The organism is Phyllobacterium sp. (genome assembly GCF_037994405.1).
Lineage (GTDB): Bacteria > Pseudomonadota > Alphaproteobacteria > Rhizobiales > Rhizobiaceae > Phyllobacterium.
Map to the genome: position 1 here is coordinate 1 of NZ_JBBNAN010000313.1, position 26,406 is coordinate 26,406.

The window sequence follows — 26,406 nt, forward strand, 5'->3', positions numbered from 1 at the left end:
TTCGTTGCTCGCTACATTACATGCAAATTCTTTTTTGATTACCCATACACTTTGCCAATTACGGTTCCTACATACCAATAAGAGGGATAGGACGATGAAGGGTGATCGTCATCTAAATGCGGACACATCTCTGTGTCTTGATTGGCTGTACACAATAATACAGCAATCAGTGTCTTGCGCAGTGCAGCGACTCACCCGACACTGTAACTATTCGGCATGCAATCCTCTGAGCGGAGGGGCGGCCCCTTCAGCTCAAATTCCTTTGAATTTGCGTGCGGCTGGAGGTTGATATGTCTATGCAAGCATCTGACGTTTTTAGTCTCTTCTCTGAAATCTACAGCAGTGAGAAGCAGGAGGAGATGAGCCTGCAAGAATATCTCCTCGCATGCCGGAATGATCCGCGAATGTTCGCTACTGCGTCGGAACGAATGGTGGACGCAATTGGCGAGCCCAAACTCGTCGACACGAGCGCCGACGAACGTCTCGGGCGTATCTTCTTAAATCGAACAATCAAGATTTATCCGGCGTTCGCTGATTTTTACGGCATGGAAGACACAATCGAGCGAATTGTGGGCTATTTCCGTTATGCGGCCCAGGGCCTCGAGGAGCGCAAGCAGATACTCTACCTGCTCGGACCGGTCGGCGGCGGCAAGTCATCACTGGCCGAACGACTGAAACAACTCATGGAACAGCGGCCAATCTACACGCTGAAGGCTGGCGGTCAGATCAGCCCGATATTTGAATCGCCGCTCGGTCTTTTCCATCCCGACCGTATGTCCGGCCTTCTTGAGGACAAGTATGGGATTGCCCGTCGCCGGCTCAACGGTTTGATTTCGCCATGGGCCTCCAAGCGGCTTGATGAATTCGCCGGCGATATCTCAAAGTTCAGCGTCGTAAAGCTGACGCCATCTCGCCTGCGCCAGATTGGCATTGCCAAGACGGAACCAGGCGATGAAAACAACCAGGACGTTTCCTCGCTTGTCGGTAAGGTCGACATCCGACAGCTCGAAAACTTCAGCCAGTCCGACCCCGACGCCTATTCGTTCAGCGGCGGGTTGAACCGGACTACGCAAGGCATGCTGGAATTCGTCGAAATGTTCAAGGCGCCGATCAAGGTGCTGCATCCTTTGCTGACAGCTACCCAGGAGGGTAATTACAACGGGACTGAGAATTTCGGTGCATTCCCGTTCCAGGGCATCATTCTGGCGCACTCCAACGAATCCGAATGGCTGCAGTTCAAGAACAACAAGAACAATGAGGCCTTTCTCGATCGCATGTCGGTCGTCAAGGTTCCATATTGCTTGAGAGTAACGGAAGAAAAACAGATCTATGAGAAACTGCTCCGTGAAAGCGAGCTACTCAACAATCCCTGCGCTCCGGAAGTGCTCGAAATACTGAGTCGCTTCACAGTATCAACGCGTCTGGCAGAGCATGAAAACTCGCCGCTCTACACCAAGATGCGTGTCTATGACGGCGAGAATCTTCGCGAGTCCGATCCGAAGGCGAAATCTGTGCAGGAGTATCGCGATGCAGCAGGTGTCGACGAGGGCATGAACGGCATCAGCACCCGCTTTGCCTTCAAGGTGCTGTCTGAAACGTTCAATTATGACACCAAGCAGGTGGCCGCCGACCCCGTGCATCTCATGTACGTACTGGAGCAGTCCGTCAAACGCGAGCAGTACCCTCAGGAAATCGAAGCAAATTACCTCGACTTCATCAAATCGGAACTCGCTACGCGCTATGCCGAATTCATCGGTCATGAAATCCAGAAGGCCTATCTGGAGTCCTATAGTGAGTACGGTCAAAATCTGTTTGACCGCTATATCGCCTACGCCGACGCCTGGATCGAGGACCAGGACTACAAAGATCCCGATACCGGCCAAATACTTAACCGCAGCATCCTCGACAGCGAGTTGTCGCAAATCGAAAAGCCAGCTGGCATCGCTAATCCCAAGGATTTCCGCAACGAAGTGGTCAAGTTTACTTTGCGTGCCAAAGCCAAGAACAATGGCCGCAACCCATCGTGGACCAGCTACGAAAAACTGCGGGAGGTCATCGAAAAGCGTATGTTCGGCCAGGTCGAGGATTTGTTGCCGGTCATCAGCTTTGGTTCAAAAAAGGATGGCGCTACTGAAAAACAGCACACAGAATTCGTACAGCGCATGGTAGAACGCGGCTACACGGAGAGACAAGTTCGCCGTCTTGTGGATTGGTATATGCGAGTCAACAAGGCCGGATAGTCGCCGAAGAGGGGTGCGTGCATGCCGAACTTCATCGATCGCCGGTTGAATCCAAAGGACAAGAGCCTCAGTAACCGCCAGCGCTTTTTGCGGCGTGCGCGCGCAGAATTGAAACGCGTCGTACATGAGCAGATAAAGGCCGGCAAAATAGTCGATGTTGACGTCGGTCATTCCGTACCGTTTCCTTTAGATGGTACCAGCGAGCCGAGCTTCCAGCCGGATCGCAGCAGTGGCCGGCGGGAACATGTCCTGCCGGGCAACCGGGAATTTATTTCCGGCGATCGTCTACCCAAGCCCGGTCAGGGCGGAGGCACCGGTGCCGGCAAAGGGGCCGCATCCGAAGGCGAGATGGAGGACGATTTCCGTTTCGTGCTCTCGCGCGAGGAAGTTCTTGATCTCTTTTTTGAAGATCTTGAGCTTCCGGACATGGTCAAGTCGAGTTTGAAGGAAGCCGTTACGTTCAAGCCCCGCCGCGCTGGCTTTACGATCGCTGGCTCACCGACCAACATCAATGTCGGACGCACGATGCGCAACAGTTTTGGCCGCCGCATTGCCCTGCAGCGTCCAAAGCAGGCCCAAGTCGACGCCTTGGCGAAGGAGATAGCAAAGCTTGAGGCACAGAACCCAAAGCCTGGTACCACTGCTTTGAAGCGCCTCGCGGAGCTGCGCGATCAGCTGCAAGCCCTGGAGCGCAGGCGCAAAGTCGTTGCCTACATTGACCCGGTCGATATTAGATTCAACCGTTTCGAGCCAATGCCCCTGCCCAATGCAAACGCCGTCATGTTCTGCCTGATGGACGTTTCAGGCTCCATGGGCGAGCGCGAGAAAGATCTCGCGAAGCGTTTTTTTGTGCTGTTGCATCTTTTTCTCAAGCGGCGTTACGATCGCATTGACATTGTCTTCATCCGCCACACCCATCAGGCTCATGAAGTCGACGAGGAGACCTTCTTTCGCAGCACCCAGAGTGGCGGAACCGTCGTATCGACTGCACTGGAGGAGATGCAGCGCATTATTCTTGACCGGTATCCCAGCCGGGACTGGAACATTTACGCAGCTCAGGCCTCCGACGGCGATAATCTTACCGGTGATTCAGAGCATTGCGTCAACCTGTTGAATGACGAACTGATGAAGCTTTGTCAGTATTATGCCTATGTCGAGATCCTGGATGAACGCGAGAGTGCTATTTTCCGGTCGACCGACAATGGCACTTCGCTGTGGCGTTCCTACCGCCAGGTCGGGCAAAATTGGCGCAATTTCCAGATGACGCGAATAGCAAAGCCCGGTGACATCTACCCGGTCTTCCGTCAGCTTTTCGCGAAGCAATCAGCTACCGCGAAAAACAGCTGAAGGTGATCACAGATGAGCAAGAGTACGGGTACATCTGACCTTCTGTTTCACGGCTCCGAATGGAGCTTCGACACCCTGTCCCGCACTTATGAAGCGATCAAGGAGATTGCGCTTGGCGACCTGGCGCTCGATGTCTATCCAAACCAGCTCGAAATAATTTCATCCGAGCAGATGCTCGACGCCTATTCCTCCAATGGCATGCCGTTGATCTACCAGCACTGGTCATTCGGCAAGCATTTCGTTTACGAGGATTATCTGTACCGCAAAGGGCGGCGTGGCCTGGCTTACGAGATCGTCATCAACTCCAATCCTTGCATCAGCTATCTGATGGAAGAGAACACGATGGCGCTACAGGCACTCGTAACAGCGCACGCAGCCTTCGGCCACAATCATTTTTTCAAGAACAATTATCTGTTCAAACAATGGACCGATGCCAGCGCGATCCTGAACTATATGGAATTCGCCAAGGGCTACATCGCGCGCTGCGAGGAGCGATATGGCTTTGCCGAGGTGGAATCCATTCTCGACGCAGCCCATACCCTGATGGATCAGGCTGTATTCCGCTACAGGCGGCCGCCCCGTATCTCGTCAGCCAAGGAACAGGAGCGTGTCCGCGAGCGGCTGGAATATGAGGACCGTGTTTTCAGCGATCTGTGGCGGACGCTCCCTCACTCCAAGCAAACCGGCGACCCCAGCGAGGCTGAGCAGGATGCGTTGGAACGCAAGAAATCACTCAACCTTCCGGAAGAAAACCTGCTCTACTTCCTTGAGAAGACCAGTCTCATCCTTGAACCTTGGCAACGTGAGATTCTCCGCATTGTCCGTATCGTCGCGCAATATTTCTACCCACAGCGGCAAACCAAAGTAATGAACGAAGGCTGCGCCACCTTCGTTCACTATACCATCATGAATCTGCTTTTCGATCGGGGGAAGATCGGAGAGGGTCATTTGTTGGAAATGCTGCACAGCCACTCCAACGTTGTCTTCCAACCAGGATTCGATGACCCACGTTATTCCGGTCTCAACCCCTACGCCCTCGGTTTTTCCATGATGCAGGATATCGAGCGCATCTGCATGAAGCCAACATCCGAGGATCGGGATTGGTTTCCCGAGTTTGCCGGTAATGGCGACTGGCGTGCGACCCTGCTCGACGCCTGGGCCAACCACCGCGACGAGTCTTTTTTGTTGCAATATCTCAGTCCGGCCCTGATCCGCAAAATGCGATTATTCGCCCTGGATGACGAGGCAAAGGAAAACCACTACAGGGTTGCATCCATTCACAACGAGCGTGGCTATCAAAAGATCCGCAGTACGCTTGCCCGAACCTATGACATCGGTATGAACCAGCCGAACATTCAGGTTGTTGATGTTGATCTCCTGGGTAACAGGCATTTGCGTCTGCAACATACGGTACGCGATGGTATCGTTCTCAGCGAGAGCACGCGCGATGCCACTTTACGGCATGTGCGCCGCTTGTGGGGCTATGATGTGAGCCTGGTCGGAGTCGAGGCAAGTTCGGGGAAGGCCCTTTATGAAACCTCGACTGACAAGCTTGCGGAGTGATAGCCAGGGCCTACCGCGCTAGCCGCCGTTGGAACTGCGCTATTGCCAACTCAAGCAGTAAGCCGATGTTCGCTGCGATCAGTTTCCGTGATATTGGCAAGATCGATCGCTTTCTGCAGCTTGGCTGCATGGCGAAATGACGGTTCGAGCGTACTACCCTGCCCCACAGCGTCAACAAAACGCTGATAGTTCGTCGCCACTGGCTCCACCTCGATCTCTTTCCATGCCGCTGTTTCAATATCCTCTCCAAGACAGGCCAATAGCTTTGAACCATCGTGCCGATGCACGACCTCGAATGAGCCCTTGTCGCCATAGACGCGCAGACGCAGTTCATTGACGTGCCCCGTGGCCCAGCGACTGGAGTGGACGACGCCAAGCGCGCCATTGGCAAAGCTCACAGTCATGGTGAAACTGTCGTTGGCATCGAGCTCATATTCGCCGATACGATTGCCATCAGCTTTGTCGAAAGCCTTGTGCCGGCAAAAAACCTCGTCGATTTCCGTATCGGTGCCATAAACCACGAAGTCGAGAATGTGCACACCGACATCACCGAGGGTGCCGTTGGAGCCGTGGTTTTTCGAAAGACGCCATAACCACCGGCTCTCCGTGCGCCAGTCGCCCCATTGTTTCGAGACGAGCCAGCTTTGCAGGTAGGAAGCCTCGACGTGCTTTACCTTGCCGATCTGGCCATTCGTCACCAGTTTGCGCGCCGCCTGCAGCTGCGCCACATTGCGATATGTGAGGTTCACCATGCCAACAAGATTGGCGGCCTCGATCTTGTCCGCCATGTCCAGCGCATCTTCGAAGTTGGCCGCCAGGGGCTTTTCGCAAAACACATGTTTGCCGGCCGCCACGCACTGAAGGGTCGTGACGTGGTGGATGCTATCAGGCGTGACATTGGCGACGGCGTCGAACTCTCCCCAAGCCAGGGCGTCTTCCAATGAGGTGAATGCACGTTCGACACCATATTGCTGCCGGAACGCTTCCGCCCGGCCAGGATCGACATCGACGGCGCCTGCCAGTGTTACGCCGGCAATTTCGGAAAAACTCTTGGCATGGGAATTAGCCATGCTACCGGTACCCAAGATTAGAAGGCGCATTGGTCTGTCCTTGATTAAATGCGGCAGCACACGCTTTCGGTGCGCCGGTGTCTATATGCGAACCCTGGTCTGGAGGCCGAGTAGTGCCCCCCATAAGAATTGTTCCTTAGCGGAAGCCTTCCTCGCCAGCCTCATGCAAACTACCGCCACGTGCCGTGATTGGCTCAATCGCCTTCTCGACCGGCACATTCGGCGCCGTGTTCAGCTCCGGATAGCGATTGGCATTGTAAGCCCAGTTCACCGCGTTACGCAGGACGAGGCCAACGGTCGCATCATGATAGGTCGGATAGGTCTCATGACCAGGACGGAAGTAGAATACATTACCCGCGCCTTTGCGGTATGTCAGACCTGAGCGGAACACCTCTCCGCCCTGGAACCACGATATGAAAATGGTTTCGAGCGGTTCTGGCACCGAGAATGGTTCGCCATACATTTCCTCGTTTTCCAGCTCGAAATAGGCGGGCAAGCCCTTGGCAATGGGATGGCCCGGATTGACCACCCACAAACGTTCGCGCTCGCCGGCCTCTCGCCAATGCAGCGCACAGGGCGAACCCATCAGCCGCTTGAAGATTTTCGAGAAATGGCCGGAGTGCAGGACGATCAGGCCCATACCTTCCCAGACACGCTTTGCAACACGCTCGACGATTTCATCGGCGACATCGCCATGAGCACGGTGGCCCCACCAGACGAGAACATCGGTGTCGTCAAGCACCTTGTCGGTGAGGCCATGTTCCGGTTCCTGTAGCGTCGTAGTCTTGACGGAAAGATTGCTGTCGATTGCCAGCAGCTTCGCAATCTGATTGTGCATACCTTCGGGATAGATTTCGGCGACGGTCTTGTTCATCTGTTCATGAACATTTTCGCCCCAGACAAGTGTTCGGATAGTCATTTTGTATTCCTATTCATTCATATGCCGTTGGGAGGACTAAGAGGGCAACGAATTACCGGCGCATTCGTTTCCCATTTTCTTCTAGTAGGCCGCTGCTGGCCTGCCGGATTGGTCGAAGCGGTGAACGTTGTCATTGATAGGCGAGATGTAGAGACGTTCGCCCGGGTGCTGCCGCGCGGTGCCGTCCTGCCTGACGACAAGCGGGTCCTTCGCGCCAATATCGATGTAGAGATAGGTCTCGGAACCGAGGTTTTCGGAAAGGATAAGCCTGCCGTCCCATGTGCCGCTCTTTTCCTTGATTTCGAGATGCTCCGGCCGCACCCCGAGCGTGTGGGCCTTGTAGGTCTGTGCATGATTCTCGGTCAGGAAGTTCATTTTCGGTGAGCCGATAAAGCCGGCGACGAAGATCGATTGCGGCTTCTCGTAAAGCTCCAGTGGCGTACCTACCTGCTCGACAATACCATCGCGCAACACGCAAATGCGGTCCGCCAGCGTCATGGCCTCAACCTGATCGTGCGTCACGTAGATCATCGTCGTCTCGCGCATTTTCGCATGCAGTTTGGCAATCTCGAGGCGCGTCTGGACTCGCAGTGCGGCATCAAGATTGGACAGCGGCTCATCGAAAAGAAAAACTTTCGGATCGCGAACAATCGCCCGGCCAATGGCAACACGTTGACGTTGGCCGCCGGAGAGCTGTTTTGGCAGACGGTCGAGATAGGCCGTGATCTGCAGCATTTCGGCTGCCTCATGGACGCGCCGCTTGATCTCGCCGGCTTCGCCCTTGGAGAGTTTCAGACCGAATGCCATGTTGTCGAAGACCGTCATATGCGGATAGAGGGCATAGGACTGGAACACCATGGCGATACCGCGCTGCGACGGCGTCAGGCCATTGACCACCTTGTCGTCGAAGGCGAGCGTCCCGGAGGTGATATCTTCAAGCCCCGATATCAGCCGCAGCAAGGTGGATTTTCCGCAGCCGGAGGGGCCGACGAAAACCATGAACTCACCTGCGCTGATTTCAAGATCGACACCCTTGATCACATCGAATGTACCGAAGGATTTGCGAACATTGTTCAGATGAAGTGCGGTCATTTGAGTTATCCCTTCACGCCGCCGGCGGTGAGGCCAGAGATGATCTTGCGTTGGAAAATCAGGACGAGGACGACGAGCGGTACTGTGACAATGACCGACGCCGCCATGATCGTGCCCCATGGAATTTCGTGCGCACTTGCTCCCGACAAGAGCGCGATGGTTACGGGAACAGTTCGTGTTTCGGTCGAAGATGTAAAGGTGAGCGCAAACAGGAACTCGTTCCATGCAGCGATGAACGCCAGCAGTCCGGTTGTCACCATCGCCGGCCACATCAATGGCAAGAAGACTTTGGTGATGATGACCCAGGGTGTTGCCCCATCCACGATCGCCGCCTCCTCGATCTCGATCGGCAGATCACGCATGAAGGTGGTCAGTACCCAGACTGTGAAGGGCAGCGTGAAAATCGTGTAGGAGAAAACAAGGCTCCACAGCGTGTTGTAGAGGCCAAGAAACCGAACCACCTCAAACAGCCCAGCCAGCACGGCTATCTGCGGAAACATGGAGACCGACAGGATCGCCAGCAGCAACAGGGAGCGGCCACGAAACCGCACACGCGCCAAGGCAAAGGACGCCGTGACTGCAATCAGCAATGCCAACAACACAACCAGGGTCGACACAATCACCGAATTGAGCAAGTTGCGGGTAAAGCTGCCGGCGTTGATGACTGAAACGTAATTGTCCAGAGAGAACGATGTGGGCCAATATTCAACGGTGAAGAGCGCACTTCCTGATTTGAAGCTGGTGATGATGGCGTAATAGAACGGGAACACCGCCACGACGACAATCAGGACGACGAGCGCATAAAAGGCAGTGTTTTTGATGAGGTTCCAGATCATCAGCGGTCTCCTCCATCCATGCGCACGCGGCCAAGCCAGATTGCCACAACAGTCATCATTGCAATGACCAGGAACAGCAGTGTTGATTGAGCCGAGCCATAGGCGAACTTGTCGAACTCAATCAGGTTTTCACGGGCAAGCACCGACATGGTCTTTGTCTGCGAACTGTTGGGGGTCAGGACATAGATGAGGTCGAAAATACGCATTGCGTCGAGCAAGCGGAAGATGATCGCTACCATCAGGGCTGGCTTGATCAGCGGCAAGGTAATGCGGAAGAATTGCCGGATCGGATGAACGCCGTCGATATGTGCCGCTTCGTAGATGTCCTTCGGAACCATCTGCAGACCGGCGAGGATCAGCAGTGCCATGAACGGCGTGGTCTTCCAGACATCGACGATCAGCACGGCCGTCATGGCCGTATCCGCACTGGCGGTCCAGGCGATGGGCTGGCTAATCAGGCCGAGACGCATGAAGAGATCATTGAGTATGCCGAATTGATCGTTCAGCATCCATCCCCACAGCCGCGCGGATACAATCGTCGGGATCGCCCAAGGTATGAGGATCGCCGCACGCACAATGCCCCTGCCCTTGAACTCTGCGTTGAGCACAAGTGCGACGATCATTCCGAAGAAGGCCTCAAGCGCGACCGAAATGACGCTGAATCGGACCGTGTTCCAGACGGCATTCCACCAGGTCGGGTCAACGAGCAGGCCCGAATAAATCGTGCGCCCGCTCTTCAGCTGAATCCAGGACAGGTAGTTCTTGAGTCCCACCCATTTCGCCGCGCTCATATTGGTCAGCGAGGCATCCGTGAAGGAAAAATAGATAGTGCGAAGCAATGGCCAGCCGGCAACGATTGCCAGGGCAAGGATCATCGGAATGAGAAACAGCTGCGCTGAACGGACGCGCTGCCGCAAAAGCTCTGAACGTGCGTCGGAATACCTCATCGTCGTGCTCGTGCCCGTAGAATGTTTCAGGGATGGTCGAACAGGATCAGGCAAACGGTGCGGATGTATCCGGGAGGTTCTGGACGCCACCCGCACCGTGCCCTTCGCTGGCAGGGGCCTACCAGCTACCTCCCTGAAGTTCTGTCAGCTTGGCTTCCAGAAGTTCAAGATTTTCGGCAGCAGTGCCATTGCCCGACAGCGTGTCGTGTACAGCACTCCAGAACAGATTGGACACTTCGTTGTATTTCACCTTCGTCGGCGCGGACGGCCGAGGCACAGCGTTTTCGAAGACCGGCTTCCAGTTGGGGATCAGAGGTTGCGCCGCGGCAATATCCTTGTCGTCGTAGAGCGCCTTGATCGTCGGCATGCTCGCAAGTGCGATCGCCCGCTCCTTTTGCTGCTCGGCCGAACCCAGGAAGAGAACGAGCTTGATGGCCTCCTCTGGTGATTTCGAATATTTGGAAACAGCGAGATTCCAGCCTCCGAGCGTTGCGGCGGAGCTTTGGCCCTCTTTCCCGCTTGGCAGCGAAGCGACGTCAAACTTGCCCTTGACCGCACTGTCGTTGCTTCCGCCGAGCGCATAGGCGTAGGGCCAATTGCGCATGAATACGGAATTGCCGGTCTGCCAGATGCCGCGGGCTTCTTCTTCTGTATAGGCGAGTACGCCCTTTGGCGAGATCGTGTCGACCCATCCCTTGGCCCGGTCGATCGCAGTGGCTGCGTCCGGATTGTTGATCGAGATCGTTCCATCCGGCTCGACGATCTGACCGCCGCCTGAGGACTTGACCCATTCCAACGCGTTACATGTCAGACCTTCATAGGCATTGGCCTGGAACACATAGCCATAAATGCTCTTGTTGCCGGCCGCCCGCTCCCCATCTTGGATTTCTTTGGCCGTCGCCGCCATTTCATCCCAGGTTTTCGGGACAGGCTTCTTGTATTTTTCAAGAAGATCCTTGCGATAGTATAGCGCCGGTGCGTCGGTGAACATCGGCAGAGCCACAAGCTTGCCGTCTACGGTCTGGCTCTCGATGATAGAAGGAATATGTTGATCAATCACGTCCTTCGCAGCGGTTTTCAGGTCAAGAAATTGGTCGGCCAATTGCGGCGCCCAGATCACGTCGGTGCGATAAACATCGATGTCGGTATTCCCGGCAGCGAGCCATAGCCGGTACTGGCCAAAATTGTCGGAGCTGTTGGCAGGCATGGCAACGATGGAAACCTTGTTGCCCGTTTCCTTCTCAAAACGATCAAGCTGCTTGCGCAGAAACTCACGCCCGTTGCCGGTGTCGCCGGATACGATAGCGAGATTAGCGGCGAACGCTCCTGAAGCCATCAAAGTCGCGGTTAAAAGGGTCGCAATGAAAGATTTGGCCTTCATGATTTCCTCCCAAAATCTGACGGAATCAGACGCACCGCGGATCAGCGATGGCAATCCCTCTTTAAAAATTCCTCCTAAAGCGCTTTGGAAATCATCCTCGATCCAAAAAATCCAAAGCGCTTTGGATCGAAAATGGCAAAGGGATGTTGCCCTGTCAAGCGACAAAATTGAGTGCGCATAAACGGAAAACTGCGTCGTATCAGGATCCACTCGAATAATGCATTACATATCAATGTTTTATAGTATTGGCGGCGCTACTGATAGAGGTGCATAAGCGGGAGCAGGATAGGAATGACGTCGACCAACCGTAGCGAAATCTAATACTTTTGTTCAAAGCGCTTTGAATTTATGCTATGGTTATCTTCGTCGTTTGGAGTCATATCTGGCCCGCGGTCGCCTGAGGCACAGGAACTTCATCCGACCGCACTATGAACGCATGAGGCATTGGATCGTTTGTTATGAAACTCAAGGAATTGGCTGAACAGCTGGGATTGTCGCAGACAACCGTCAGTCGTGCCCTCAACGGGTATCCTGAAGTTAACAGGGCTACGCGTGAGCGCGTCAACCAGGCAGCGGTCAAATTCGGCTATAGCGCGAATGCCAATGCACGTCGGCTCGCCATCGGACGGGTTGGCGCGATCGGAATTCTCATGCCGAACGACAAAAGTGAGCGCTTTGGACCGCACACGAGCGAGTTTTTTTCTGGTCTGGCCGAACGGCTCGCCCAGGATGAAATGGACCTCCTGATGAGTCCGGTCATCAACAATGATGAAATCTCGGCATACAAGCGGCTTATCTCGAGCAAACGGGTGGACGCCATTATCGTTACGGGCCCGACTCTCACGGATGAACGGGTAGCCATGTTGATTGACGCCAAATTTCCTTTCGTCCTGCATGGGCGAACAAACATTGGGGCACCCCATGCGTGGCTTGATATCGACAATGCTGGAGCTTTTCGTCAGGCCACTTCCCACCTGCTCGATCTCGGTCACAAGCATATCGCCATGATTGATGGTCTCAAAGGGCACACGTTTTCCGAACATCGCGAACTCGGCTATCGCGAGGCCCATCTTGAACGTGGTGTCCCCGTCGATCCTCGTTTCGTTGTCCACGAGCGATTTTCCGACGAGATCGGATTCCGCGAAGCGCAGAGGCTTTTGTCTTACACACCGCATCCGACCGCAATCCTCGCGGGCTCCATGATGACAGCGCTTGGCGTATTTCGTGCCGTCCGCTCGAAAGGCTATCAGCTCGGCAAAGAGGTCTCCATCATCGCCCATGATGACGTATTCCCCTATCTCAATGCCAGCAACATGGTGCCATCCATGACAACAACGCGGTCATCGATCCGCTCGGCGGGTACGCGCATAGCCGATATGCTGGTACGCGTGCTGGATGGCGAGCCGGTCGAGAACCTCCATGAGGTCTGGCCGGTCGAGTTGATCCTGCGGCAGTCGAGCGGTCCGCCGGTCACACCAAGCTGATCGTTTCATCCAAGCTCGAATGTGGTGATGCCGTAAATCCGGTCCAGCGGCAGTGCAGGCGCTGGTCCTCGATACATGCGGGCAGTCTCGAAGACGGGCGCCATGCCATGGCGTTCGCAAAGCGCTTGCGCAGCCTTGTTGGGCCCCGGAATATCGAGGAAGACCGGTCTATCTCCAGCCCTCACGGCGAGCGCCTCGAATAGTTGATCGGCGATTACGTCTGTCTCGGCAAAAAGGGGACCAATCTTGTACCCTTCCCGGCAAGCGCGGATGACTCCGAACCCCGCCACTGTTCCATGCTGAACAAAGGCCAATCCCTCACGGGAATTGGAATGCCCGACCCAGGCGCGGATAAACTTCTCCCGCGGCTCGGGGTTGAAATCAATATCGTAGGCGGCCACCCGGTCGATCAGCGCAGCGTCGATGGGAATTATATCTGGGCTCACCGCCGTCAGATCGCTGCGCGGCGCCCCGCCATAACGGTAATTCGCGTGAGCATAAACAAACCCGGATTTGCGGTAGTTCTCCTGTTGGGCGACAACTCCATCAAGCCCAATCGTCGGCGTGCTTGCCTTATCCAGTACGCTTTGCCAGAGCGCCCATCCGAGGCCCTGCCTCCGCCATTCGGGGCGCACGATGTAGAATCCGAGGAAGCCGTAGCGACGACGATAGCGAACGAGCGAGATTGCGGCTACTAGCACGCCGTCCTCTTCAATCACATGATAACCTTCAGCGTCGGCAGCCCAGAACGCAGGCGCATCATCGAGCCCGGGATTCCAGCCCTCCGCCGCAGCCCAGTCCATAATCGTCGAGAGTTCGTGGCGTTCAGCGTTCCGGATGAGGCGTGTCATGATGGAGTGATCCCAATGATGGCGTAACGCCAAGCTTGTTCAAGACGAAGCGTTCGGACGCCACGAGCGGTCGCTTTCGCCAGGCACCAATTCCATCGGCCAGACCATTGCGACCCTGTCCTGCGGATAGCTATCCTTGAATGCGGGCATGGTCGAAAGCAACGCCTCGGCCAGCTTTATACCAAGGTCGCGGAGCGAAATGCGAAAACAGGTCAATGTTGGCGACAGGAAGCGGCTCTGCGTACTTTCACGAAACCCGATAACGGCAACATCGCGGCCCGGGTGGATACCGGCTTCATAAAATCGCCGGTAAAGGCCGATTGCCATATTCTCGTTTACAAGAATGACCGCCGTCGGCAAATGCTTTTGTTCCAGCATCGAACTGGCCACTTGGTAGCCGCCTTCTTCATTGCTGTGCGCGGGAAGAACCAGTTCAGGATCGAACGGGACCCCATTGGCTTTGAGGGCGCGCTTATAGCCATCCCGGAAAACATAACCGAGGTTAATATCGCTGGCGGGAACGCCAATGGCGATCCGCTTATGGCCGAAATTGATAAGTCGCGTCACTGCAGTTGCCGCGACCCCTTCGAAATCAAGATCGATCCACGGATAGGCCCCGCCCGTCGCACTGCGCCCAAGCGCAACAAAAGGTATCTCGCGTTCCAGCAAAAATTTGATGCGCGGATCTTTACGCATTGTCGCCGAAATGATCAGTCCATCGACAAAGCGGCGCCCAACCACGCGATTGAGATAGGCGGCGGGATCCTCATCGGTTCCACACAGCAGCGCCACGAGATCAAGGTGATGCCGCCTGAAGACAGATTGTACACCCTCGAACACCGGCATGAAAAAGCTGCCGCCATTGTCGGCGGTCTCAATGGTCGATTCGATCATGAAGCCAATCGTGTTGGTGGTGCCCTGGCGCAGGCTGCGGCCGGACTGGTTTGGCACATAGCCAAGCTTTTTCGCTGCCACCAGCACGCGTTCCCGTGTTTCGGGATTGACGTCTGACTTGCCGTTCAGGGCCCGCGACACGGTACCAATCGAAATATCGAGATGGCGGGCAAGGTCCCGAATACTCACGCTTTTCTCCCTTTTGCCGACTCGCTCTGAGGGCCGCCCCTCATAAAACACCGAAATGAGGGATTGACAAAACCAAAACTCCGATATGAAATCGTAAACGTTTACGGAGCTCAATTGCAACCGATTTAATCGGTTTAGCAATGAATTTCGTTGGGAGGAGATAGAATGCAGCGTGCCGTTTTAGTCGGTTGCGGAGCCATGAGCAAAGCTTGGTTCGAAGCCGCCCGCACTATTGCTGATGTCGAGATCGTCGGCGTTGTCGACCTCGACACGGAACGTGCGGAAGCCCGCGCCAAGGAGTTCGGGCTGAGCTCGGCCGTCATTGGCAATAAGCTGCATAGGGTTCTAGCGGAGACCCGTCCCGATCTGCTCTTCGATATCGTGGTGCCGGGGGCGCGGCATGCGACAGTCTCTGCCGGATTGGAAGCCGGGTGCCATGTTCTCTCCGAGAAGCCCATGGCCGAAACGCTTGACGAGGCCCGCGACCTCATTCGTCTGGCGCGCGAAGCCGGTCGTATCCACGCTATCGTGCAAAACAGGCGGTACCTCGCCCAGATTCGCCGTATCCGCAGGCTGATCGCGTCGGGCGCCATCGGCGACGTGACGAGCCTGCATTGCGACTTCTTTCTCGCCCCGCATTTCGGCGGTTTCCGCGAAGACATGCGCCACGTCCTGTTTCTCGACATGGCAATCCACACATTCGATGCTGCCCGCTTTCTTGCCGGTGACGCGGCGACGGCGGTGTATGCAAAGGAATGGGAACCCAGCAATTCCTGGTATAGCCAGGGGTCCTCTGCGGCCGCGATATTCGAGTTCTCCAACGGTGCGGTTTTCACCTATCGCGGCAGCTGGTGTGCCGATGGCTTGCGCACGAGCTGGGAAAGCACGTGGCGTATCGTCGGCAGCCAGGGTTCTGTCGTCTGGGACGGACATGATGACATACGGGCCGAAGCCGTCACCTCCGGCAAGGAAGGCCTGTTCTCCGCGGTGGCCGCCGTCGGCATCCCTCCCCTTGATGCATCTGATCGCATCGGCGGTCACCTCGGAGTTGTGCAGGATTTTATCGCCGCCATACGCGGCGGTCCAACCCCGGAAACGGTCGGCACCGAAAATTTCAAGAGCCTCGCCATGGTTTTCGGTGCAATCGACAGCGCCGAGTCCGGCAGGCGTATCGAAATAACCATTTGAGGAGTTCGAGAGTGAGCAATCCCGCAAAGGCCATTCGCATCGGCACCATGATCAAGGGCAATGCGCCCGATCCCGCCACCTATGTCAAAAGCATCCTGCCACACGGTTTCGAAAGTATCGAACCGTTCTTCTGGCAAGTGATGAACAAGGATTTGCTGAAGCTGGCGGCGGAGTTGAAGGAAGCGATCGGCGATGCGGACGTCACAATCTCGACGCTTGGCATGTTTGGCAATCCGCTTGAGGACACCGAAATCGATCGCGAAACGCTGAGGGGCTGGGAAGCATTGATCGACAATGCCCATCTCTTCGGCGCAACAACGATCGCGGGATTCACCGGGCGGGTTCGCGGACGACCGATCGAGGAAAGCCTGCCCCAGTTCAGAAGGGTATGGTCAGAGCTCGCAATGCGCGCTGCCGACAAGGGCGTGAAGCTCGCCTTCGAGAACTGTGCCATGGATGGCAATTGGGCCAGCGGTGACTGGAACATTGCCCATAATCCGGACGCGTGGGAGATGATCTTCAACGAGGTTCCCGCCGATAATCTCGGGTTGGAATGGGAGCCTTGCCATCAGATGGTCTATCTGATCGACCCTTTGCCGCAAATCCGCAAATGGGCTCCCAAGATTTTTCACGTTCACGGCAAGGACGCGACGATCCGTTGGGAGGTCATTCGTGAACACGGCATTTTCGGCAAGGAGAAATTCGTGTTGATGCGCTCGCCGGGTTTTGGTGACACCAACTGGGTGGACGTTATTTCCGAACTGCGCCTCGCACGTTGGTCCGGCTCGATCGACATCGAGGGCTGGCACGATCCGGTCTATCGCAACGAGTTGGAAATGACCGGTCAGGTCCATTCGCTCAATTATCTCAAACAAAGCCGTGGCAGCACATTCGTCGCCAACCCCTGATTTCCCGGTTCGGGCCCGATTCCGGACGGGAGTTCCGGAGATGACAGAACGCCAACACCGGACGACTGCGCCAACGAAGAAGCGCATGATCCGGACCAGCCACGAGAGGAGGAAGCGATGAAACGCATTTCATATTGGATCGCAGCTGCTGCGATGCTCATGTCCGGTGCTGCCGCTCAAGCCGAGCCGGTGACACTGGACATCTGGACCATCGATCGGCCCGATCAATATATGTATCTGTTGAAGGATGAATTCGAGCAAGCGCATCCTGACATCAAGCTAAACATCAAGACGGTTCAGTTTCGCGATATGGTCAATGATCTGGCGCGCGCTACGGCAACTGGAGAATCGCCAGATGTGACCTACATCGACAATCCGGAAGTCGCGCTTTTTGCGTCGCGCGGCCTCTTGCTTGATCTAAGCCCGATGCTGGCGGAATCGAAAGTCATTAAGAAAGAGGACATTTTTCCGGGCCCCCTTTCATCGGTGACCTGGGATGGAAAGATTTATGGTGTTCCCCGCGGCGCTAATACCATCGCGCTCTACTACAATGCAGATATGTTCAAGGCGAAAGGCCTCGATCCCGATAACCCGCCGAAGACATGGGATGAACTTTACGCTGCCGCGAAGAAACTGAACGATCCGGCCAAGAATGTTTATGGTCTGGCATTCTCGGCTGTCGCTACGGAAGAAGGCACCTTCCAGTTCCTGCCCTGGCTGCAGATGGCAGGCGGCGACTATAACAAGGTGGATACGGAAGGCGGCGAGAAGGTTCTGAAATTCTGGGGCAAGCTGCTGGATGAAAAGCTCGCTTCGCCGGATACCTTGATCCGCAGCCAGTATGATTCGACTGGCACCTTCAACGCCGGCAATGCGGCGATGGCGATTTCCGGTCCATGGGAATTGCCGCGAATGGGACGGGAAGCAAAATTCGAATACCGGGCTGCGCTTCTGCCGATCCCCCAGGAAGGCGCAACCCGCGCATCTGCCTTGGGTGAAGGGGATAATGTTATCCTCGCCAATAGCGAACATCCGAAGGAAGCCTTCATCCTCCTCGAGTTCCTCTACAGCAAGATGCCGGACGTCTGGAATCGCTTCGGATTTGTTCCGGCGGCGAAAGTACAGTCGAACAATCCCAAAAATCCGGCGATCTATGCGGTCTTTGAAGAAAGCATGAAATATGCGCGAAATCGCGGTCCGCATCCCGAATGGCCAAAAATCTCGAAGGCCATATATACCGCGATCCAGTCATCGCTGACGCGTCAAAGCGATGCGAAGACGGCGCTCGCAGCTGCGCAAAAGCAGATCGACGCGGTTCTGAACGACTAGGTTTTGGCCGATCGCTTCCCCGCTCATGCGGGGAGCGATAACCATTGATATTGAAGCGGCGAGCGGGAGGACGCTATGCAGGGCATCATCAGGACCATTCGCGATCGCAGTGGATTTGACATCCTGCTGCTTGGACTTGCCCTGGCCTATCTTGTGACCTTCTCGGCCTTTCCGATCATCTACAACATCATCATGTCGCTGCAGACCGTCGACATGTTCACAATCACCTCGTTCAAGCGGCCGTTCGTCGGACTTGAGAACTATTACAATATTTTCTCGCAGCCGATTGCCACAACCGTTCTCTGGAACACGCTGAAGTTCGTTGTGCTGTCGATTGTATTCCAGCTTTCGATCGGTTTCGGCCTTGCCCTTTTCTTCCAGCAGGATTTTCCCGGCGCCACTTATTTGCGCGGCCTGTTCCTAGCCGGGTGGATCATGCCGGCGCTCGTTGTGGGCGCCATCTGGAAATGGCTCTTTGCCGGTGACTTCGGCGTTATCAACTACGCATTGACGTCGCTCGGTATCGCCGACGACCGCATCTTCTGGCTGTCCGATCCGAATGTTGCCCTCTACGCCGTCATCATTGCCAATATCTGGCTCGGCATTCCATTCAACATGATCCTTCTTTCGGTCGGCCTTGCAAGTATTCCGCGTGATGTCTACGAGGCGGCTGAACTGGATGGCGCCGGGCCATTCGAGCGCTTCAGGTCGATTACCCTGCCCTTGATGCGCGCGCAGCTCGGGGCCGTCATCTCGCTCGGTGTCATTTTCACACTGCAACAATTCGATCTGATAGCCGCGCTGACGCAAGGCGGCCCAGCGGACAGCTCCAATGTCGCGCAGTACTGGTCATGGCAGCTCTCGTTCCAGACCTATGAAATATCGCTCGGCAGCGCCGTTTCCGTCCTGATGATCCTCTTTGTCATCGTGGTTGCCGCGGTGTATGTCCGCTCCACCCGTCACGAACACAGCTACTGAGGAGAAGTGCCCGTGAAACGCTACATTCTCCTCGTCATCGGTCTGGTGATGACGGCAATCTATCTGTTCCCGCTCTACTGGATGTATCTCACGGCCCTGAAGGGTAGTACCGAGATATTCCAGTATCCGCCGACATTCTGGCCTGCCGACCCGCGATGGAATTTTCTGGAGATCTGGAAAAGCCGCGACATGGGCCGTTACATCTGGAACTCGCTGCTCATTGCCATCGGCGTAACAATCCTTGTGACAGTGCTGGGAACTGGCTGCGCCTACGTCTTGTCGCGTGTCCGCAATGTCTGGATGGAAATCGCACTCTTTGCCATCCTGATGATGCAGGTCTTGCCCTCTTCCCTGATGGTGACGCCCATATTCGTCATGTTCAACCAGATCGGTCTTCTGGCCAGCCCGCGTATCGCGGTTATCCTGGCGCAAACGGCCAAGGTGCTGCCCCTTTACATCGTCCTTTGCCGGGCGACTTTCGTGCAGGTACCACGTGAACTGGAGGAAGCCGCGCTGGTCGACGGGTCCTCGCGCATCGGCGCGTTCTTCCGCATCATGCTGCCCCTGGCGCGCAACGGCATTCTGGTTACCTCGGTGCTTATCTTCCTGCAATCCTTCGGCGAGTATGTCTATGCGCGCTCGCTGATTGCCAAGAACGAACTGCAGACAGCGACTGTCGGTCTGCAGACATTCATGGGCCCGAATGCCAATGACTGGAACGGCATCATGACCTACGCGGCCATTTATGTGACGCCCATCCTGATCGTATTCATGCTGTTGCAACGGCGTATCGTCAGCGGTCTCACCGCCGGCGCGCTGAAATGAGGTGAACCATGCTCCAGATCGAAATCGACCATCTGAACAAGCATTATGGCGGGTTCCACGCGCTCAGAGACGTTAATATCGCCATCAAGCAGGGCTCGTTCGTTGCCCTCGTCGGGCCGTCCGGCTGCGGCAAATCCACCTTGCTGCGCACGCTGGCCGGTCTTGAGAAAACCAGTTCGGGTGATGTCCGCATTGCCGGGCAGAGTGTCATCGGCAAGCCGCCGCGCGAACGCGATGTGGCGATGGTGTTCCAGTCTTATGCGCTCTACCCGCACATGGATGTCGAGCACAATATGAACTATTCGATGCGGCTGAAGCGCCGTCCAAAAGACGAAATCATCGAGCGCACCCGAGCTGCCGCGGAAACCCTCGGCCTCGGCAATCTGCTCGGGCGCTTGCCCAAGGCCTTGTCGGGCGGTCAGCGGCAGCGCGTTGCCATGGGGCGCGCCATTGTGCGCAATCCGAAAGTCTTCCTGTTCGATGAACCACTCTCCAATCTCGATGCGGCCTTGCGCGTCCACATGCGCAGCGAGATCCGCAAGTTGCACGAGCGTTTGAAGGCAACATCGGTTTACGTCACCCACGACCAGGTCGAGGCGATGACGATGGCTGACCATGTCGTCGTCATGCGCGCCGGCGTTGTCGAGCAACAGGCCAGCCCGCTTGATCTTTATGATCGTCCGGCGAACAAGTTTGTCGCCGGTTTCATCGGCTCACCGGCAATGAACTTCCTGCCTGCGACAGCAGCGAGCAATGGTGTTGTTGTACTCGACAGCGATGGGGCACAACGTATCGAGCTGAAACGCGGCTTTAATTCCGGGCTTAAACTCTGGGTCGGCATGCGGCCCGAACATCTTTCCTGGAAACCTGGGTCCAATGACATCGCGATAGACGCGACGGTGACCAGTATCGAGTCGACCGGAAGCATGACTTTCGTACTTGTCGAACTAGCTGGCCAGCCAGTTGTCGTTGCCCATAGCGGCCGGCCCGAAACGAACAAAGGCGACAATCTCCGCCTCTACATAGCGGCGGAAAACGTCCATATCTTTGACCGAGACACCGAGCTGACGCTTTAAGATACGACCCAAGGTCCGTACCGAAAGCATCGATCAGCACCACCTCCTTGTAGCAGTGGTGCTGACCATGACAACGCGGAAAGTTACCTTATGGGAGGAGCGTACATCAGCCCGCCGGCATTCCACAAAGCATTGATGCCCCGGTCGATTTTCAGAGGGCTACCCTTGCCGAGATTGCGGTCAAACATCTCGCCATAATTACCCGTCGCGGCCACGATGTTGTAGATCCAGCGCTGATCAAGGCCCATGGATTCACCACTATTACCTTCGGCGCCGAGAAACCGCCTGATCGACGGATTATCCGATTCCATTTCGGCCGTCACGTTCTCCCTGGTGATGCCGAGCTCTTCCGCATTGATCAGCGCAAAAAGCGTCCAGCGGACAACACTGAACCAGCGGTCATCACCCTGGCGCACGGCAGGTCCGAGTGGCTCTTTCGATATGATCTCCGGCAAAACCATAGAGGAATCGGGATCAGACAGGACGAGGCGTTGCGAATAGAGTGCAGAGGCATCGGTGGTGTAGACATCGCAGCGATCCTTGTTGAAGGCGCTGACCGTCTCATCGGCTTTTTCAAAGGAAATGATGTCATATTTGATGTTGTTGGCTTTGAAATAATCCGCGGCATTCATCTCCGTCGTCGTGCCGGTTTCCGTGCAAAGGGTCGCTCCGGAAAGTTCCTCTGCACTCTTTACGCCAAGGGATTTTTTGACCATGAACCCCTGGCCGTCGTAGTAAACAGTCCCCACGAACCTCATGCCCATGCCCGTATCACGCGACTGTGTCCAAGTGGTCTGCCGCGACAAAAGATCAACTTCGCCGGACTGGAGCGCCGCAAATCGTGCCTTGGTCGAAAGCGGAACGAAGTTCACCTTTTCAGGATCGCCCAATACCGCGGCAGCGACCGCACGGCAAAAGTCGGCATCGAAACCAGTCCAATGTCCTTTGTCGTCGGCATTTGAGAAGCCCAGAATGCCTTCGCTGACACCGCAACTCAGTTTGCCACGCTCTTTGATCGTGGAAAGCGTGTCGGCCAAGGCCGGTGCTGCTGTGAGAGCTGCCGATGCGAGTAGCAGCGCCAGAATAGATTTCCGTTTCATAGTGTCCTCCCTCGTTGACAAGGCGAAGCTTTGCCCTGCGTCCGGATGTGCATCCGGAAACTTCCAATTTTCATTTCTGGTTAGCGGCGTCTGGCCGACACCGGAACCAAAAGACCGTGTTGGTGGTTACGCCCGACGAATGCCGTGGTTGACGGACGCCATCGCCGGCATGGCAGTTCCGCTATTCATCACGCAATACGGCAGCGAACGTGTCCTCCAACACGTCAATGAGATGATCCGCATCGCTATGGCTGAAAATCATTGGCGGACGAAGTTTCAGAACGTTGTCATGGGGGCCTTCGGTTCCCATCAGAATCCCCCGCTGCTTCGCGCCATTGTTAATCTTTCGCGCTATGTCAGTTGCCGGTTCTTTGGTTCTGCGGTCCTTTACCAGTTCGATGCCGAGGAACAGGCCCTGGCCACGCACGTCGCCGATAACGTCGTGCCGAGCCTGCATCTCCTCGAAGCGTTTGATCAGGTATGTGCCAATTTCGAGCGCGTTCTGCCTGAGATTGTCGCGTTCAATGACATCGAGCACCGCGAGGCCAACGGCGCAGGAGACCGGATTGCCGCCGAAAGTATTGAAATACTCCATGCCATTGTTGAAAGACGCTGCAATTTCACGTGTCGTCACGACGGCCGCCATCGGATGACCGTTGCCGATCGGCTTGCCCATCGTGACAATGTCCGGCACGATATCCTGTAATTCGAATGCCCACCAGTGACTGCCAACTCTGCCAAAACCAACCTGTACCTCGTCGGCAGCGCAAATGCCGCCGGCAGCACGAACCATCGCATACACCTCTTTAAGGTAGCCGTCCGGGAGGAAGACCTGCCCCGCGACACTTGGAATGGATTCGGCGAGAAACAGACCCGGCGCTTTTCCGGCCTTCCGCATCAGCGCGATCTGGTCAGCGATATTCTCGGCATAAAGCTTCGCGATATCCTCGCGCCGCCAATCTGCCGGAGCGCGATAGCTGTCGGGTATGGCTGCCTCGTAGACATGGGGCTTCCTGCCTTTGCCACCCTTGCGTTTGTACTTGTACGGACTGAGATCGATAAGTTCCTGCGTGGTGCCGTGGTAGGCCCAGTCCAGGACGATCGCCTCTTCACGTCCGGTATGAGCTCGCATCATCCGCAACATCAGGCTGTTGGCCTCGCTGCCCGTGCACGCAAACGTCGCGACCGTGAGATCTCCCGGAAGCGTTGCCGTCAGGCGTTCAGCATAGGCGACGATATTGTCGTGAAGGTACCGCGTATTGGTATTGAGTAGTCCGGCCTGCCTGGCCAAAACATCGACAATGTCGGGATGCGCGTGGCCGAGATGGCAGACATTGTTAAAGCAATCGAGATAGGCCCGGCCGCAATCATCGATCAGCCAGACCCCCTCGCCCCGCACGAACTTGATCGGTTCCGAATAGGAGATCGACAGATTGGGCAGAAGGGTCTTCTTCCGCGCCGCCATAATGTCATCCTTGCTGCGACCGGCCCGGAGGAACGTTTCTGCCGGCAAGCCTGCAAAGTCCGCGGGATCAGGGAATAGCTCGGCCCAAACCGGGAGATAACGCGGTTCACCAACGCCCAGTATCTCCGTCGCTGAGAGCGTCGTGTCGATCGCCAGCTGCAGGTGGAGGTGCGGCGCCCAGCCGCCGTTTTCAGCAGGGGCTCCCATCTCGGCGATCAGATCTCCCGCTTCAAGCCGATCGCCCGGTCGAAGCCGCTGCTGCGCCTCATGGCCCAGATGCCCCCAAAGCGTCGCAAAAGGCGGACAGCCATCGGGTGTATGCTCAAGCTTGATGAGGCAGCCATAACCGAGCGGATCTTCCTCGATCACAACCTCCCTTACAGTGGCGGCGATGGGCGCATAGAGCTTCGTCCCAGTGGGCATGAAGAGGTCGAGACCCAAATGACGCGTGCGACGCTTTCCTGAAATGAATCGGGATTCGAACATCTGACCGGTGTAGACGGAGCGCTCCTCACCCCAGGGGCCGATTCCGAGTTCGACGCCGTGTTGCCGGCAATGGGCATCCCACCATTGTGTTGCCTGGTCATGCTCCTGAGCCGCAGAATGGGCGGTCATCGGGTTCCTGGGATCATTGTAAGGAACGAGATCTTTGCTCAATGTTGCAGGATGCCGGGAAAGAACCGGGCTGAACCCGCTGTTGTTGCGCTTGATCCACTCGGCGACCGCTCTTGCACCAGGCAATGCATCGTAGCCGCAGGCATGTCTGAAAATGGCCGTTGCGAAACCACGATTGATTGCATCAAGACGCCGAAGCAGCGCCCATGCGGGGGCTTCGCTGACAAGCAGATAGGGATTATCGGCAGTCTTCTCCTTGCGCTGGGCGGAAAGTGTGACACTGGTCACCAGCCGCATGGCGATCAGATCAAAAAGCAGGTCCAGCTCCTGTTCAAGCAGGGGATATTCTGCGTGAAACCCTGCCGCAATCGCAGCCGCCGCGCCGATCGGATCATCAAGGTCCAGGATCGAATAGGCGCATGCAACCGCAACCTCTGCGATGAGGACACTGTGTAGCGCGTCGCCGAAATCGATCAGGCCAGAAATTCTCGAGGGTTCATTGGGATCGACCAGAACATTCCAGTCATTCGCATCATTGTGAATAATAGCAGCGCGTAATGATGGCAGGCGCGGAGCAACACCGGCGTCGAACCTGTCGATGAAGCGCATTAACAGCGCCTGATCGTCAGCGTTATCAACGTACTTCAGACGCTGGCGCGACAGGCCTGCTGCGCGGATATCCCAATCGAATGTCCTGAGCGCGCCCGGATGCATGAAGCCTTGCATCGCCTTGTCCAGCCGTCCGAGAACCTGGCCGAGATTCCGCAAGACCTCGGTTGTACGTTCCATTTCGGCGAGAGGGACACCAGCCTGCCAGGAAACCATGCGGACGGCATGATATTCACCGGATTTTCCCAGCACCTGTGCCAGAGCACTTCCGGTAAGGCTGCAGCGCAACCGTGGCACGGGCAGATCGGGCGAATAAGTTGCAAGATGGTCAAGCAATGCCGTTTGAAAATCGCTCTGATCTTTCGGCTCACTGGCATTGACGATTTTCAGGATCCAGGTGGAACCGTTCAACGTCTCAACCTTGAAATTCTGATCGCGCTCACTGGCCAGAGGACTGACTTCACCCTCGACACCGAAATGTGCATTGGCGATTGAACGTGCTTCCGCATTCGAAAATGATGGCGCCGGATGAGACAGGTTGATCATGCGTCAGTTCCCTTTTCCCGGAGCTTGGCATGGGCGTAAAAATCGGGCATCCGTTAATCTGCCGGTTTGATCGTCACACTGACGGCTTTAACCGGCATTTGGTCGGCAGAGCGAAAGTGCATCATGAAAGAGCTCGACGATAAAGATCGCAACATCCTGAGCATCCTCTCCAGGGACGCCAAGATTCCGCTCAAGACCCTCGCCGGCGAGATTGGCCTTTCGAGAAGCGCGACCAGCGAACGCGTGCTTTTTCTCGAAAAGTCCGGTGTCATACGCGGTTACCGGGCCGATATCGGACAATTGAACGAGGGGCTGATCTGCGCGTTCCTGCTGATCAGTCTGGTTCGCACGCCGTCTCTCGGCGTTCTGGACCGGCTGGCAGCCTACCCGGAAGTCAGACGCGTCTCGTCGGTCAGCGGCCAACTCGATCTGATCGTTGAGATCGAAGCTCCGTCCATCAATCATCTCAATACGATCCGCGACAGAGTGGCGACAATGGAAGGCGTTGACGATGTCACGACTTCGATAGTTCTGCGGCGCGACATCGACCGAAGCGTGGGAGCTTGACGGTAATCGCAACTGACCTATGGTGCTAAACGATCAGCTGATCGCCCGGACTCTGGGAGGAGAACGTGGGAAGACTGCAGAACGGCTTGCACGCCGACCATATCCAGTCCGCGCTATCAGGGAGCGCTGCCGCACAATCGGCGCTCATTGCGTCATGGCGGCGATCCATGCGCTTATACGGGCTCAATCCTGAAGAAGGCACCCTGCCGTATGTTCTTACAGAACGCGAGCTGGAAGAGGCGCGCGAGCGCCTCGGTGCACTGATCCACACCGCGCAAGCCAGTCTTGACCGGCTCTACTCGGCCGTTGGCGGCGCCGGCTGCTGTGTGCTTCTGGCCGACAAGGATGGCGTTCCGGTAGACCGGCGCGGCTCAGCCTCGGACGATG

At 56.1% G+C, this 26,406-nt stretch carries 21 protein-coding genes and 1 pseudogene; 12 read left to right on the forward strand and 10 right to left on the reverse strand.

The annotated features are described in order from the left end of the window. Positions 1 to 290: 290 nt before the first annotated feature. The 3 genes from AAAC48_RS17545 to AAAC48_RS17555 are packed head-to-tail and all read left to right on the forward strand — an operon-like array spanning position 291 to position 5,150. Entirely contained in the window at positions 291 to 2,240 is a 1,950-nt protein-coding gene (locus AAAC48_RS17545) for a PrkA family serine protein kinase (RefSeq protein ID WP_340655416.1), read from the forward strand. A 21-nt stretch (positions 2,241 to 2,261) separates the two neighbouring features. Continuing rightward, a complete protein-coding gene (locus tag AAAC48_RS17550; RefSeq protein WP_340655417.1) occupies positions 2,262 to 3,587 on the forward strand; it encodes a YeaH/YhbH family protein in 1,326 nt (441 codons plus the stop codon). A 12-nt stretch (positions 3,588 to 3,599) separates the two neighbouring features. Further along, complete coding sequence (locus tag AAAC48_RS17555; protein ID WP_340655418.1) at positions 3,600 to 5,150, forward strand: SpoVR family protein; 1,551 nt, start codon at positions 3,600 to 3,602, stop codon at positions 5,148 to 5,150. A gap of 50 nt (positions 5,151 to 5,200) precedes the next feature. Here the strand turns inward: AAAC48_RS17555 and AAAC48_RS17560 are convergent, their stop codons facing one another. The 6 genes from AAAC48_RS17560 to AAAC48_RS17585 form a co-directional block, all read right to left on the reverse strand. Then, positions 5,201 to 6,250: a Gfo/Idh/MocA family oxidoreductase gene (locus AAAC48_RS17560; protein ID WP_340655419.1), complete on the reverse strand. Its 1,050-nt coding sequence runs from the start codon at positions 6,248 to 6,250 to the stop codon at positions 5,201 to 5,203. 106 nt (positions 6,251 to 6,356) lie between these two features. Then, on the reverse strand, positions 6,357 to 7,139 hold the full coding sequence (locus AAAC48_RS17565) for a ThuA domain-containing protein (protein WP_340655420.1): 783 nt from the start codon (positions 7,137 to 7,139) through the stop codon (positions 6,357 to 6,359). A gap of 81 nt (positions 7,140 to 7,220) precedes the next feature. Then, positions 7,221 to 8,231, reverse strand: a complete 1,011-nt coding sequence (locus AAAC48_RS17570; RefSeq protein WP_340655421.1) for an ABC transporter ATP-binding protein — start codon at positions 8,229 to 8,231, stop codon at positions 7,221 to 7,223. Positions 8,232 to 8,236: 5 nt separating this feature from the next. Continuing rightward, on the reverse strand, positions 8,237 to 9,067 hold the full coding sequence (locus AAAC48_RS17575; RefSeq protein WP_340655422.1) for a carbohydrate ABC transporter permease: 831 nt from the start codon (positions 9,065 to 9,067) through the stop codon (positions 8,237 to 8,239). Beyond that, positions 9,067 to 10,014, reverse strand: coding sequence for a sugar ABC transporter permease (locus tag AAAC48_RS17580; RefSeq protein WP_340655423.1), 948 nt, complete (start codon positions 10,012 to 10,014; stop codon positions 9,067 to 9,069). The genes AAAC48_RS17575 and AAAC48_RS17580 overlap by 1 nt, the downstream gene beginning before the upstream one ends. A 118-nt stretch (positions 10,015 to 10,132) precedes the next feature. Beyond that, positions 10,133 to 11,395: an ABC transporter substrate-binding protein gene (locus AAAC48_RS17585; protein ID WP_340655424.1), complete on the reverse strand. Its 1,263-nt coding sequence runs from the start codon at positions 11,393 to 11,395 to the stop codon at positions 10,133 to 10,135. Between the two features lie 458 nt (positions 11,396 to 11,853). Between AAAC48_RS17585 and AAAC48_RS17590 the strand changes: the two genes are divergently transcribed. Further along, entirely contained in the window at positions 11,854 to 12,879 is a 1,026-nt protein-coding gene (locus AAAC48_RS17590) for a substrate-binding domain-containing protein (RefSeq protein WP_340655425.1), read from the forward strand. A 5-nt stretch (positions 12,880 to 12,884) separates the two neighbouring features. Here AAAC48_RS17590 and AAAC48_RS17595 read toward each other — a convergent pair whose 3' ends face one another. Together AAAC48_RS17595 and AAAC48_RS17600 are read right to left on the reverse strand one after the other, a co-directional pair. Then, the gene (locus tag AAAC48_RS17595) at positions 12,885 to 13,730 is read right to left on the reverse strand and encodes a GNAT family N-acetyltransferase (RefSeq protein ID WP_340655426.1); all 846 of its coding nucleotides are present in this window, start codon (positions 13,728 to 13,730) and stop codon (positions 12,885 to 12,887) included. A 39-nt stretch (positions 13,731 to 13,769) separates the two neighbouring features. Next, positions 13,770 to 14,813 carry a LacI family DNA-binding transcriptional regulator gene (locus AAAC48_RS17600; RefSeq protein WP_340655427.1) on the reverse strand — a complete coding sequence of 348 codons (1,044 nt, stop codon included), beginning with the start codon at positions 14,811 to 14,813 and terminating at the stop codon, positions 13,770 to 13,772. 165 nt (positions 14,814 to 14,978) lie between these two features. Here AAAC48_RS17600 and AAAC48_RS17605 point away from each other — a divergent pair, with 165 nt between their 5' ends. The 6 genes from AAAC48_RS17605 to ugpC all read left to right on the forward strand — a co-directional run bounded on the left by AAAC48_RS17605 (position 14,979) and on the right by ugpC (position 21,117). Beyond that, a complete protein-coding gene (locus AAAC48_RS17605; protein WP_340655428.1) occupies positions 14,979 to 16,001 on the forward strand; it encodes a Gfo/Idh/MocA family oxidoreductase in 1,023 nt (340 codons plus the stop codon). An 11-nt stretch (positions 16,002 to 16,012) separates the two neighbouring features. Continuing rightward, complete coding sequence (locus AAAC48_RS17610; RefSeq protein WP_340655429.1) at positions 16,013 to 16,909, forward strand: sugar phosphate isomerase/epimerase; 897 nt, start codon at positions 16,013 to 16,015, stop codon at positions 16,907 to 16,909. Between the two features lie 117 nt (positions 16,910 to 17,026). Continuing rightward, entirely contained in the window at positions 17,027 to 18,238 is a 1,212-nt protein-coding gene (locus tag AAAC48_RS17615; protein ID WP_340655430.1) for a sugar ABC transporter substrate-binding protein, read from the forward strand. Between the two features lie 75 nt (positions 18,239 to 18,313). After that, positions 18,314 to 19,216 (forward strand): sugar ABC transporter permease, encoded by a 903-nt coding sequence (locus AAAC48_RS17620; RefSeq protein ID WP_340655431.1) that lies wholly within the window; start codon positions 18,314 to 18,316, stop codon positions 19,214 to 19,216. Between the two features lie 48 nt (positions 19,217 to 19,264). Next, entirely contained in the window at positions 19,265 to 20,041 is a 777-nt protein-coding gene (locus AAAC48_RS17625) for a carbohydrate ABC transporter permease (RefSeq protein WP_340655436.1), read from the forward strand. Positions 20,042 to 20,049: 8 nt separating this feature from the next. After that, complete coding sequence (gene ugpC, locus AAAC48_RS17630) at positions 20,050 to 21,117, forward strand: sn-glycerol-3-phosphate ABC transporter ATP-binding protein UgpC (protein ID WP_340655432.1); 1,068 nt, start codon at positions 20,050 to 20,052, stop codon at positions 21,115 to 21,117. 83 nt (positions 21,118 to 21,200) lie between these two features. On the opposite strand, the gene AAAC48_RS17635 is transcribed toward ugpC, so the two are convergent. Beyond that, a complete protein-coding gene (locus AAAC48_RS17635) occupies positions 21,201 to 22,217 on the reverse strand; it encodes an amino acid ABC transporter substrate-binding protein (RefSeq protein ID WP_340655433.1) in 1,017 nt (338 codons plus the stop codon). 181 nt (positions 22,218 to 22,398) lie between these two features. Further along, positions 22,399 to 25,452, reverse strand: coding sequence for an aminotransferase class III-fold pyridoxal phosphate-dependent enzyme (locus tag AAAC48_RS17640; protein ID WP_340655434.1), 3,054 nt, complete (start codon positions 25,450 to 25,452; stop codon positions 22,399 to 22,401). A 123-nt stretch (positions 25,453 to 25,575) separates the two neighbouring features. Here AAAC48_RS17640 and AAAC48_RS17645 point away from each other — a divergent pair, with 123 nt between their 5' ends. After that, the gene (locus AAAC48_RS17645) at positions 25,576 to 26,019 is read left to right on the forward strand and encodes an Lrp/AsnC family transcriptional regulator (RefSeq protein WP_340655435.1); all 444 of its coding nucleotides are present in this window, start codon (positions 25,576 to 25,578) and stop codon (positions 26,017 to 26,019) included. Positions 26,020 to 26,084: 65 nt separating this feature from the next. Beyond that, positions 26,085 to 26,406: pseudogene (locus AAAC48_RS17650) on the forward strand (sigma-54-dependent Fis family transcriptional regulator); the annotation flags it as partial.